This window comes from Neobacillus bataviensis, from assembly GCF_019969725.1.
The window spans coordinates 692508-704895 of sequence record NZ_JAHXYW010000002.1; the positions used below are offsets into that span (position 1 = coordinate 692508).

General features: G+C 40.6%; 11 protein-coding genes. 9 read left to right on the forward strand and 2 right to left on the reverse strand.

Going from position 1 to position 12388, the window contains the following annotated elements:
- Positions 1-7 precede the first annotated feature (7 nt).
- A complete protein-coding gene (locus LC455_RS08110) occupies positions 8-1924 on the reverse strand; it encodes a heavy metal translocating P-type ATPase (protein ID WP_223589702.1) in 1917 nt (638 codons plus the stop codon).
- A gap of 197 nt (positions 1925-2121) precedes the next feature.
- On the reverse strand, positions 2122-3297 hold the full coding sequence (locus LC455_RS08115; protein WP_223589864.1) for an MFS transporter: 1176 nt from the start codon (positions 3295-3297) through the stop codon (positions 2122-2124).
- Positions 3298-3482: 185 nt separating this feature from the next.
- Here LC455_RS08115 and cax point away from each other — a divergent pair, with 185 nt between their 5' ends.
- From cax to rlmD, 9 genes are all read left to right on the forward strand, one after another.
- Positions 3483-4541 (forward strand): calcium/proton exchanger, encoded by a 1059-nt coding sequence (gene cax / locus LC455_RS08120; RefSeq protein WP_223589704.1) that lies wholly within the window; start codon positions 3483-3485, stop codon positions 4539-4541.
- Between the two features lie 384 nt (positions 4542-4925).
- Entirely contained in the window at positions 4926-5567 is a 642-nt protein-coding gene (locus LC455_RS08125; protein WP_223589705.1) for a YczE/YyaS/YitT family protein, read from the forward strand.
- A 92-nt stretch (positions 5568-5659) separates the two neighbouring features.
- On the forward strand, positions 5660-6448 hold the full coding sequence (locus LC455_RS08130) for a YfkD family protein (protein WP_440446386.1): 789 nt from the start codon (positions 5660-5662) through the stop codon (positions 6446-6448).
- A 116-nt stretch (positions 6449-6564) separates the two neighbouring features.
- On the forward strand, positions 6565-6765 hold the full coding sequence (locus LC455_RS08135; RefSeq protein ID WP_223589708.1) for an SE1561 family protein: 201 nt from the start codon (positions 6565-6567) through the stop codon (positions 6763-6765).
- Positions 6740-7009 (forward strand): hypothetical protein, encoded by a 270-nt coding sequence (locus LC455_RS08140; protein WP_223589709.1) that lies wholly within the window; start codon positions 6740-6742, stop codon positions 7007-7009. Before LC455_RS08135 ends, LC455_RS08140 begins: the two co-directional genes overlap by 26 nt.
- A gap of 92 nt (positions 7010-7101) precedes the next feature.
- Positions 7102-8649 carry a fumarate hydratase gene (locus LC455_RS08145; protein WP_317851417.1) on the forward strand — a complete coding sequence of 516 codons (1548 nt, stop codon included), beginning with the start codon at positions 7102-7104 and terminating at the stop codon, positions 8647-8649.
- A 504-nt stretch (positions 8650-9153) separates the two neighbouring features.
- The gene (pdaA, locus tag LC455_RS08150) at positions 9154-9912 is read left to right on the forward strand and encodes a delta-lactam-biosynthetic de-N-acetylase (RefSeq protein ID WP_223589711.1); all 759 of its coding nucleotides are present in this window, start codon (positions 9154-9156) and stop codon (positions 9910-9912) included.
- Between the two features lie 87 nt (positions 9913-9999).
- Positions 10000-10860 (forward strand): DNA-3-methyladenine glycosylase family protein, encoded by an 861-nt coding sequence (locus LC455_RS08155; RefSeq protein ID WP_223589712.1) that lies wholly within the window; start codon positions 10000-10002, stop codon positions 10858-10860.
- Between the two features lie 15 nt (positions 10861-10875).
- A complete protein-coding gene (rlmD, locus tag LC455_RS08160) occupies positions 10876-12264 on the forward strand; it encodes a 23S rRNA (uracil(1939)-C(5))-methyltransferase RlmD (RefSeq protein ID WP_223589713.1) in 1389 nt (462 codons plus the stop codon).
- The last annotated feature ends 124 nt before the right edge of the window (positions 12265-12388 follow it).

Here is a 12388-nt window from a genome sequence, read left to right on the forward strand (position 1 = left end):
GTCTTCTTTATGATTTTAAAAGGCGCAGACTATTCAAAATGACTAGTATGGTACTGCCCTCATGACCAATCACTCCATAAGGTAAATCAAGCACCTGAAAGAAATTAGATGAAATCAAAAGCATTATAACCGTAATGGAAAAAACAACATTTTGCTTAATGATTTTGTTCATACGCTTGGAAAGAAGAATGGCTTCAGAGATTCGAGGCAGATCATTTTTCATTAGGACAATATCTGCCGTTTCAAGGGCAACATCTGTTCCTTCCCCCATGGCGATACCGACATTGGCAATGGCAAGAGCGGGGGCATCATTAATGCCGTCACCCACCATTGCGACGGTCTTATATTTGGTTTTCAACTGCTTTAATTGCTCAACCTTTTCTTCTGGTAAGCATTCAGAATAAAATTCATCGACATGGCTTTCAGACGCAATCGCCCGTGCTGTTTTTTCACTATCGCCAGTAAGCATGACGGTGCGAATACCTTGTTTCTTTAAATGTTCTATAGCCAGCTTTGTTTCCTTACGGACAACATCTTTTAAAGCAATCATGGCACTTAGGTCGCCATTAATTTCGATGAACACCAGCGTATTACCAAGGCTAGCAAGCTCTTTTGCTTTTCCATCTGCAAAGTGATGTACCCGTTCTTTCCCAACGAATGCAGCTTTTCCAATTTTCCATTGTTCCCCGTTTATTTCTGCTTTGACACCCCATCCAGGCACATCCTCTAAACTGTTAGGATGGAAGAGATCTATGTTCAAGTTCTGTTTTGCATATTTGACAATGGCTTGAGCAAGCGGGTGGTTCGAATGATTTTCGATAGATGCGGCCTTTAATAGTACTATTTCTGTATCAAGCCCTTCCTTAACAATAACTTCGGTCACTTCAGGTTTTCCTTTAGTCAGTGTTCCGGTTTTATCAAAAGCGATGGCTTCTAAATGACTCAAATTTTCCAGGTGTACACCGCCTTTAACCAATATTCCATGCTTTGCACCATTTGAAATGGCAGAAAGCGTTGCGGGCATGATGGACGCGACTAGGGCACAAGGTGAGGCGACTACTAATAATATCATCGCTCGATAAAAGGATTCATGCCAGCTCCAGCCAAGGGCGAAGTGCGGCAAGAAAAACATCGCAAGTACAACGGCTAGAACGACTTTTACATACGTTCCTTCAAAACGTTCAATGAAAAGCTGTGAAGGCGACTTTTCGCTTTGGGCAGATTGAACGAGCTGAATGATTTTTTGAAAAAGGGTATCATGGCTCGCTTTTGTCACTTGAACCGTAATCGCCCCAGTCATATTAACTGTACCGGCAAATACTTCCTCCTGATTCCCTTTAGAGACAGGCATGGATTCTCCAGTGATTGCTGCTTCATCAATATTGGTTTGTCCGTTAATGATAATCCCGTCTGATGGTACACGTTCACCCGGTTTTATAAGAATGTGGTCACCAACTCGAAGCTGAGAAACGGGAACCCGCTCCTCATCACCGTCTGTAATTAAGAGCGCCTCTTCTGGTTGAAGCTCCATTAATGATGAAATTTCTTTATGGCTTTTATTCATGGTGTAGGTTTCAAGGGCTCCGCTGACGGCAAAGATGAAGATAAGAATAGCTCCTTCAGTCCAGTAGCCAATCATGGCTGAACCAATTGCCGCGAATATCATTAGCATTTCTACATTAAGTTCTTTATTTTCATAAGTAGCCTCTATGCCTTCCTTTGCCTTTGCAAAACCGCCGATTACAAAAGCCAGCAGATAGGCAATTATGGAATCTGATCCCTCTCCATATTTATCAAATAACCACCCTGTGGCTATCAGTAATCCGCTTAATATCGCTGCAATCAGTTCGGCATGTGGTTTAATTTTTTCAATTACTCCTACTTTTTGTATTCCTTTTGTTAGAGATTTTGCTTCAGAACTCATTGATTCTCCCCCCTCAGTCTTTCTAATTGATAAGATTTAATTCTAATTGAGAAAAATAATCAAAATCATTACCCTAAAAAAGCACGAAAGCTGTCATCTTGGTGATGACAGCACTTTCTAGAAAAATTCTTTATTTATATTAAATTTTATTTTATTTTACCATACATTTTATGCTTAAGATATGAAATTGCTCCGAATTAATTTTTTTGTTCAGTGAGAACGGGAGCTTTTTTTCCAAATGTATAAATAATAAAAGAAAGAGCCAGAAGCAGTACACTAATAATATAAAAAAAGCTTATATTTTGGAAAAACTTAATAAACAGACCTCCCAGAATGGGGCCGCTTAGGCTTCCTACACTATAGAAGATGCCGCATAACAAATTGCCTGTCGGTAAAAGATTTCTTGGTACTAGATCAGTCATATAACTAATACCAAGTGAAAAGGTTGAGCCTACTACCATTCCTGCAATGAGAATGGCTATGAAAAGACCAACAAAAGAGTGTTCAAGAAAACTGGCAGCTGTAAAGCTGATAAACCCGATAAATAAAACCGTCATTAAAATGTTTCTTCGACCATATTGATCGCTTAACATCCCTAATGGCAGCTGGGTAATAATACTGCCTATGGCAAAAGCTGATAACACAACCGAGACACTTGAAACATTAATACCCATTCTTAAAGCATAAACTGGGAATATCCCATTAAGAGAAGATTCTAAGAAGCCATAGCATAATGGCGGCAAAAAGGCTACCCAGCCAAATTTAATGGTCTTTCTAAACTGCTTGATGGTTGAAAAAAAGGTATTAATATACACTTCTTGTTCGGGAAGTTCATTTTTTAAACGAAAAACAAATACCCAGCCAATCAAACAAAGTATGGAAGAAACAATAAAGGGGAGAGCTTCATTAACATTCACCAATGGAGTCATTAACGGCCCAGTGGCGAATCCAATTCCAAAAAACAAACCATACAAGGAGATGTTTCGTCCTCTTTTTTCTGCGGGGGAAAAGGAAGTAATCCAGGTCTGGGTGGCGAAATGCAAAGAGTGGTCACCGATTCCAATTAACATGCGTAAAACAAACCAAAACCAAAAGGTTTGCCAGAGCGGGAATAAGGCAAGCGAAATCACAACCAGTCCACCGCCGAAAATAATTACCGGTTTATACCCATATTTTCTTAAAGGCATCTCCATAAACGGCGATACCAGCAATACCCCTATATAAAGAGCGGTGGCATTTAAACCATTTAAAGAAGAGGAAACACCATTTTTTTCAAAAATGACGGCTACGAGCGGAAGAAGCATCCCCTGAGAAAAACCGGAAATGGCAACAATACTCACAAGGATCCAAAAACGGAAATTAAGTTTATTCATCATACTTTCCTCATTTCATAGTCCTTAAATGATGGTACCCCAGAATATTTCACCCTTGCAAGAAAAATGTTGCATTTGTCTTTTGAAAAATGATACTCTTTTTTTGGCTAATTATGGAGAAAATGACAGCAAAAAATGTAGTAGAAAAATTAGTGAGTTAAAAACTAGAATATGGAGGGAATACGGTGACAAATAAAATTTTTATGATATTGACGTTTGCAGGAGTCCCGTTATCTATTATTGGAACTTTAATGCATTGGTCAAATGGTATCCTATTTGTTCTTTATTGCTTAACAATTATTGCTCTAGCCAGCTTTATGGGAAGGGCGACAGAAAGCCTGGCGATTGTTGCCGGCCCAAGGATTGGCGGACTATTAAACGCTACTTTTGGAAATGCAGTTGAATTGATTATTTCGATTTTTGCGTTAAAAGCTGGCCTTGTTGGGGTCGTTTTGGCATCTTTAACCGGTTCTGTATTAGGAAATCTGCTTCTCGTCGCTGGTCTTTCCTTCTTTGTCGGGGGAATAAAATATAAGCGGCAGGAGTTTAATGTGTATGATGCCCGCCATAATTCCGGACTTTTAATGTTTGCAGTCATCATTGCTTTTGTAATTCCAGCGGTTTTTTCCATAGATATGAGTGAGGGAAAAACGCTAACTCTAAGTCTCGGAATTTCCGTTACCCTGGTGATTCTTTATTTAGCAGCATTATTTTTCAAACTGGTGACTCATCGAGGGGTGTACCAGACGACTAATGATATCGATACAAATGATGAAGAGGAACCTGAGTGGGGGAAAGGGAAGGCAATTGCCGTTCTCGCCATTGCAACGATTGCCGTAGCTTATATTTCCGAGCATCTTGTTCACACGTTTGAGTTTGTCGCAGAATCCTTCGGCTGGACGGAGCTGTTCATCGGAGTCATCATTGTCGCCATCGTCGGAAACGCTGCCGAACACGCCTCTGCCGTTTTAATGGCTTATAAGAATAAGATGGATATCGCTGTAGAAATCGCAATCGGATCAACGCTTCAAGTAGCGATGTTCGTCGCACCCGTTCTTGTCATTGTTTCTCTTTTCTTTAATCAGTCCATGCCATTGATCTTCAGCTGGCAGGAACTTATCGCGATGGTTTCATCCGTGCTTTTAATGGTTGTTATCTCCAATGACGGCGAAACGAATTGGTTTGAAGGCTTAACTCTGCTGGCAGCATATGTCATTATAGGCATTGGTTTTTTCCTGCTCTAATGAATGGTAATGCTTTCAAAAATAAAGACTCTAGGCCAATGAGGCTTAGAGTCTCTTTTTTCTAACTACTTTATTAATGTACGGGGTAAAACAAACCGTTGTGCTATAATGTAACAGCACCTAATTTTATAAGGGTAAAAAATCAATCGCTTTTCTTGGGACCATCGATCACCAACCTTCATGTTTAGTTATAAATTGAAAAAACACGAGTGTTGAATGTCATATTATTAGTGAATCCCAACCTCCTTAATGAAAATCAAAAATTCGCCAGCAGATTGATTACAGCCCTCCTTTTTAAAAGGTTAACCCCATTATAATCGAAAATTTGAATTTTGTAAATGTTCAGATTATTACAATTCCATTACTTTTTTCAAGGAGCAAAAGATGAAATTATTAATACGATTTTTATTTTTTATCATCGGTTTGTTTATCATGACCTTCGGTGTATGTATGACCATTGAAGTCGCCGATATCGGCGTTGGCGCATGGGATGCCTTAAATGTTGCTTTAACCGAAAGAGTTGGGCTATCGGTAGGAAAATGGGTTATGATCGATGGGGCCGTTTTAATGATAGTAGTCTCTCTTTTATTAAAAAGAAGACCAGATGTTCTTTCTCTCCTAACGATTATTGTTATTGGTACTTTGGTTGACTTTTGGCTGAATACTTTATTTGATCTGTTTGCCGTGGATGTGCTTTTTGCTAAACTGGCAATGCTGCTGATTGGCATTCTAATTATTGGCTTTGGAGCTTCAATATACTTACAAGCCAAATTTCCGCAGAGTCCGATCGATAATTTCATGCTGGCTATTAAAGAACGCTTTCGTGTGAATTTAATGGTTGCCAAAACCATCGGTGAAATCACCGCCTTAATTCCGGCCTTCTTCCTGAATGGACCAATTTCCTACGGCACAATTATCATTACCTTTGCCGTTGGTCCTGCAATCCAATTGTTTTTTCCATCTTTTGAAAAATTAATGCAGAAGCTCCAAGCGAAAGATTTGAAATTTACTAAAGTGAATGGATAATATTTGGGGACTCCGAAAAAACTATGAGCAGACCTTATTAATGCTACTAGTGAAAGGAGTTCAACACAGTGAGGAAAAATGTTTCAATCCTTATGACACTGTTATTAATGTTAACTATTATTCCGTCTGCTTTTGCTGAAAAAGCCGGTGCGGTGAAAAAAAATCCTGTAAAATACCAGGTCCCAGCTTCAGTTCGAAATATTACGAAGGAAAATACTTATCCGAATTCAACACAGGATTTGCCATTCTTGCAGCCAAGCGATTTAACCAAAAAGTTAATCAAAACTTCTAGGGTTAAAATTGAAAATCCCGATTTAATTCGGATGCTCAATGAGTCTAGTATTAATAGTACTCCTTTTGCGATTGGTTACCGTGCGATTGTTTATTTAGGGCAGTGGCCTTTAAATTATGAGTCATCAGAGACCTCGCCTAACTGGGAGTATCAAAAAATAAATACCAACTATTTTGATAATCGTGGAGGCAAGGTTCCCTACCAGATTAAATATGTTCAAGAGGCACAGAAAATCGTCAGAGGCGGTCTAACTGCGAAAATCCCAAATGCAGAAGACGTTAAAAAGATGATGCTCTTAAAAGCGATGGAGAAGACAAATCTGCCTCTAGCATTTGAAACGATTATTGGTTCTGGAACAAAAAATGATCATATCTATAACATTCCGCCTAACCGCTTAGGTTACTTATATGCGTATGCGCCAGGCGTAAATGAAAAAGGGAAGGTCACTTACGGAGAAGTTTATTTAATGCTAAAAGGAAACCGGAAGTTTATTGTCATCAAAAACGTTACTTCACAAGGCATTGGAGCCTGGATACCTGTTCAGGATTACGTCTCCTTTGGATTTGCAGCGTCTGAACGGCCAAGATAAATTTGTTAGAAAGACTCCTACCTGGTGGGAGTTTTTTTATTGTAATTTAGGGCAATATATTGAAAAAGTATGAAATATTCGATAGGATGAGAACGGTAGTGAAAGGAGAGAAGTTTGTGGGTAGTCCAGTCCAAGATAAAAATTCTCAAGTTGATTTTTTAAAGCACCGCTTAAATATGTTTATTGATGTGCTTGATGCCATTGATCCGGAAGATGCGGATCTAGAGGATATTGACCGCTTAATTTCGATGCTAGATGAAATGGAAAATAAATGCAAAGAGTTCAATAACCGTGAAGCCAGCGAGTCTGTTAAATAGCAGACTCTTTTTTTGTTTGGATGTTAATGTTGATTTTGAAACTCTGTTGATTGGAGCGGAAGGCGCGAGACTCCTGCGGGAGGACGGGGCAGGGGAGACCCCGCAGGCGCTTAAGCGCCGAGGAGGCTCCCCGGACCGCCCGCGGAAAGCGAAGCGCCTGGAGCGCAAATCAACAGCCAAGTTAAAAACAGCCTTTTATTTTTGGAAAAGTTACCATGAATTCGTTTGCAACCTTATCCTTTAATTCTAATGGCTATAGGAGTATAATGAAAAAGTCAAAAAGTTGTAAAATTTATATAGTATATTTTGGGGAATTTCGGGAAAGGGGAAATCGAAGTGAATATCACAAAATTTCAAGAAAGCATGTACAAGCTGATCGTTGAAACATCTACCAAACTTCCAAAGGACGTGCGCCGTGCCGTTAAGTCCGCAAAGGAAAGAGAAAACGCAGGCACAAGTGCTGCAATGAGCCTTGCCACCATCACAAACAACATTAAAATGGCTGACGATCAAGTATCGCCAATCTGCCAAGATACAGGTCTGCCAACCTTTAAAATTAAAACTCCAGTTGGCGTGAATCAATTAGAAATTAAAGAAGCGATTAAGAACGCGATTGTTTTGGCGACAAAAGAAGGTAAATTACGCCCGAATTCCGTTGATTCCTTAACAGGTGAAAACAGCGGCGATAATCTTGGTGCAGGTGTGCCAGTTTTTAAATTTGATCAATGGGAAAAAGATTATATCGACGTCCGCTTGATTTTAAAAGGCGGCGGTTGTGAAAATAAAAACATTCAATACAGCCTTCCATGTGAATTGGACGGACTAGGCCGTGCCGGCCGTGATTTGGATGGTATCCGCAAATGTATCATGCATTCCGTTTATCAGGCACAAGGCCAAGGCTGCAGCGCCGGCTTTATCGGCGTCGGAATCGGCGGCGACCGTTCTTCAGGCTATGATTTAGCGAAAGAGCAATTATTCCGTTCGGTTGAAGACGTGAATCCAAATGAAGATCTTCGCAAGTTAGAAGAATATGTGATGGAAAATGCAAATAAATTAGGGATCGGAACAATGGGCTTTGGCGGCGAAGCAACCTTGCTTGGCTGTAAAATCGGCGTGATGCACCGCATTCCTGCCAGCTTCTATGTTTCTGTTGCCTACAACTGCTGGGCATTCCGCCGCATGGGTGTGAGCGTGGATCCTGTGAGCGGCGAAATTAATGAGTGGGCTTATCAAGAAGGCGAGTTCATTGATTTTGCTCAGGAAGAAGCGGCTGCTACTAATGAATCTGCTGTTTCTTCAGAGAGCGTGATTACGTTAGAAGCTCCTATTAGTGAGGAGCAAATTCGTTCGCTAAAAGTCGGCGATGTGGTTCAAATTAACGGTTTAATGTACACTGGCCGCGATGCGATTCATAAATATCTAAGCGATCACGATGCACCGGTCGATCTGAATGGCCAGGTCATTTACCACTGCGGTCCTGTTATGTTGAAGGACGAAGATGGTGCATGGCATGTCAAGGCTGCGGGACCGACTACAAGTATTCGTGAGGAGCCTTACCAAGGTGACATTATGAAGAAATTCGGTATCCGCGCTGTAATCGGTAAGGGCGGAATGGGCCCTAAGACGCTGGCAGCTCTTCATGAGCACGGCGGTGTGTATTTGAATGCAATCGGCGGTGCAGCACAGTATTACGCTGATTGTATTAAAGGCGTCGAAGGCGTTGATTTGATGCAGTTCGGTATTCCGGAAGCAATGTGGCACCTTCGCGTAGAAGGCTTCACAGCCGTGGTAACGATGGACTCTCACGGAAACAGCTTACATGCTGATGTTGATAAATCTTCATTAGAAAAATTAGCGCAGTTTAAGGAGCCAGTATTTAAATAGGATTGTGGGGATAGGATAGGCGCTGGATTGGCGCCTGTTCTTTTTTTTGTATAAAAAGAAATGTAATTTTAATGTTTTCCAATATATATCCAGTAAATGTCGTATGTTTCGGAAAACAGGTAATAAGTGTTCGAAAATATGTCGTTAGTGGGTAAAAATAGGTAATAAATTTCTGGAGAATGACTAAGTTTCCAAGAGATTTCCAGAAAATGTCGTAAGTCTCGGAAAACAAGTAATAAGTGCCCAAATATATGTCGTAAGAATAAATGGGATAAATGATTATTTTTTTCTGATAAAACCCTCATTACTAATTCCGAAATAAGGACATTTCTTCTCATGCCATCATCAAGAACAACCACTGCAAATCTTCCTAAACTAAACCTTCCCTATACAGGTATAAAAAGAGGACGTATCTACCACCAACCTCACACATTTCCTTAATCTGCTAATCATCTTTTCCCTCCAAAAACAAACAATATAAAAAACAGAATAGGGGGAGCATGGATGAAAAGATTTATTGGCAGCATGATGGTGCTGTTTTTGCTTGTGCCGGCTTCTGCCAGCGCAGCCGTTTCTAATAAGCCCATCCACTGGGGCTTTAAAAAAGCTGTGGATGAGCAACCGGCAGAGGCAGGCCCAGAATATGATGAACTGCTAGAGAAATACGGGGCTTTTTATAAGGGGAGCCCAAACAAAAAGACTTTGTACCTTACCTTTGACAGCGGCTATGAGAATGGATATATGCCAAAAATTCTTGATGTGTTAAAGAAGGAAAAAGTGCCGGCTACCTTTTTTGTGACGGGACATTTTTTAGAATCACAACCTGAGCTTTCAAAACGAATGGTAAAAGAAGGACATATCATCGGCAACCATTCCTACTATCATCCCGATTTTACTGCGGTAAGTGATGAAAGAATCCGCAGAGAGCTTCAAAAGGTTAAGGAAAAAACAAGTGAAATAACGGGGCAAAAAGAAATGAAATATTTACGCCCGCCGCGTGGGGTTTTTAGTGAAAGAACCATGCAGATTGCGAAAGAGGAAGGTTTCACCCATGTATTCTGGTCTTTAGCCTTTGTCGATTGGAATGTAAATAACCAAAGGGGCTGGCAATATGCATATGACAATATCATGAACCGAGTTCATCCCGGTTGCGTAATTCTATTACATTCGATTTCCCAAGACAATGCCGACGCGCTTGAAAAAGCCATTAAAGACCTGAAAAAGAAAGGCTATAAATTTAAAAGCCTCGATAAATTAAAATGACCGAATTTCTCCTGAAATTCGGTTTTTCCCTTTCATTGATTTTTCATGCTATAATACGGGGTAAAATAATAAAGGATGGATTCTCCCGTGTGGCAAGAAGCAATCCAAATTGATGGACCTTATAATTTTGACAGTGTATTACAAAGACATACGCCAGATCCATTAAAACTGCTAGACATAGAAAAACGAACGATTAGAGTTCCAATCGTTATAGCCAAAAAAGCACAGGTAGTGGATATAACGGCAACAGGGACAACGGATCAGCCAGCCTTCGTCCTGAACGGAAAAACTGACAAAGAAGCGGCAATCAAAAAGGTGTCTGAAATTTTTCAATGGAAAGTGCCTTTGGATAAAATTCATAACCATTTTCAACAAACGGACCTCAAGAAAATATTCAACCTGTTCATCGGAACGCCACTTATTCTTGATTTCGACCTGTTTGGGAGTCTCATCAAATGTATTATCCACCAGCAGATTAATATGACCTTTGCCTATACCCTTACTGAACGATTTGTCAAAACCTTCGGCTATGAAATCGATGGTGTATGGTTTTTTCCGGAGCCTGAAACCGTAGCTGGACTGCAAGTGGAACAATTGCGTGAACTGCAGTTTAGCGGAAGGAAGGCAGAATATATCATAGGAATCGCAAAAGAAATCACCGAAAACGGATTGCATCTAGATGTTTTGAAAAATCAACCCGATGAAGAGATTTTTGAACAACTAACAAAAATCCGTGGGGTTGGCAGATGGACAGTCGAAAATTTCCTCTTATTTGCACTTGGGAGGCCGAACCTTTTTCCGCTTGCGGACATTGGAATTCAAAATGGATTGAAAAAGCTCTACCAACTTGAGAAAAAACCAACCTTTGAGGAAATGGAACGTTATAAACAAGATTGGGAGCCCTATTTAAGCTACGCTTCCTTGTATTTATGGAGAAGCATCGAATAATTTGGAGTTGAATTTATGAAAACCGAACAAAGTATTAAAATTGAACCAAAACAGACTTTCCCGTTGACCATCAAAAGGCTTGGTATTAACGGTGAAGGTGTCGGATATTTTAAAAAGCAAGTGGTGTTTGTGCCTGGTGCACTCCCGGGGGAAGAAGTGGTCGTGGAAGCTACTAAGATTCACCCTAAATTTGCCGAGGCAAAGGTTAAAAAAATCCGCATTCAGTCGCCAAACCGGGTAAAACCGATCTGTCCGGTTTATGATCAGTGCGGGGGCTGCCAGCTTCAGCATTTGCACTATGATCAGCAGCTTAAGGAAAAACGCGATATCATTATCCAAGCGCTTGAACGCCATACAAAGCTCAAACCCGAAAGCCTCGATATCCGTGAAACAATTGGCATGGAAAACCCTTGGGGCTACCGTAATAAAAGCAGCTTTCAAGTCGGTGAAAAAGGAGGCAAGGTCCTTGCGGGATTATATGGACTCAATTCCCATCAATTAATCAATATCGAGCAATGTGCGGTCCAGCATTCGCATACAAACGAAGCGACAGCCAAGGTGAAACAAATTTTAGAGGAATTACGGATACCTATTTACAATGAAAAAACAAGAAAAGGAATCGTCCGAACCATTGTTACCCGCATTGGCGTTCAAACAGGTGAAGTTCAAGTTGTATTAATCACTTCGCAAAAAGAGCTGCCAAAAAAAGAACTTATCATTCAAGAAATCCAAAAACGGCTGCCAAACGTCAAATCGATCGTCCAAAATATAAATGGAGAAAAAACCTCACTCATTTTTGGAGAGGAAACTCATAACCTGGCCGGGGAGGAATTTATCCAAGAAACATTAGGCGATTTGCAATTCGAGCTTTCAGCGAGAACATTCTTCCAGCTTAATCCTGTTCAAACAGTAAACCTATATAATGAGGTGAAAAAAGCAGCTGCCTTGACAGGAAAAGAGAAAGTAGTCGATTCCTATTGCGGTGTCGGGACTATCGGATTGTGGCTTGCAGATCAGTCAGCAGAAGTCCGCGGGATGGATATCATTCCTGAATCTATCGAGGATGCTAAGAAAAACGCAAAACGTCATGGATTCACTAATACAAAATATGTCCCGGGGAAAGCGGAAGAGGTCTTGCCAAAATGGGTAAAGAAAGGCTGGAAACCGGATGTTATTGTCGTTGACCCGCCAAGAACAGGTCTGGACAAGCAACTTTTGCAAACCATTTTACAGGTGAAACCGGAAAAGCTAATTTATGTTTCTTGCAATCCGTCAACCTTAGCAAAGGACATTCAAACTTTAAGTTCAAAATATGAAGTGAAATATGTCCAACCGGTGGATATGTTTCCGCATACGGCGCATGTGGAAGCTGTCGTGAAAATAGTACTTAAAGAAGGAAACTGACCGTTTGGGCATTGCCTTTTCATATTTCCACCAGTCCAGTGTAGACACACAAGAAGCAGGGGCATCTTGCTTTTTAATTTTGGGAAAAGAAGTTGGCCTGGTATCCCATAATGAGAGGATTTGA

Coding starts and splice junctions, on each gene's coding strand:
- LC455_RS08110 (WP_223589702.1), bottom strand. CDS start 1,924: ATGAGTTCTGAAGCAAAATCTCTAACAAAAGGAATACAAAAAGTAGGA.
- rlmD (WP_223589713.1), top strand. CDS start 10,876: ATGAAAACCGAACAAAGTATTAAAATTGAACCAAAACAGACTTTCCCG.
- LC455_RS08130 (WP_440446386.1), top strand. CDS start 5,660: ATGACACTGTTATTAATGTTAACTATTATTCCGTCTGCTTTTGCTGAA.
- LC455_RS08125 (WP_223589705.1), top strand. CDS start 4,926: ATGAAATTATTAATACGATTTTTATTTTTTATCATCGGTTTGTTTATC.
- LC455_RS08115 (WP_223589864.1), bottom strand. CDS start 3,297: ATGAATAAACTTAATTTCCGTTTTTGGATCCTTGTGAGTATTGTTGCC.
- pdaA (WP_223589711.1), top strand. CDS start 9,154: ATGAAAAGATTTATTGGCAGCATGATGGTGCTGTTTTTGCTTGTGCCG.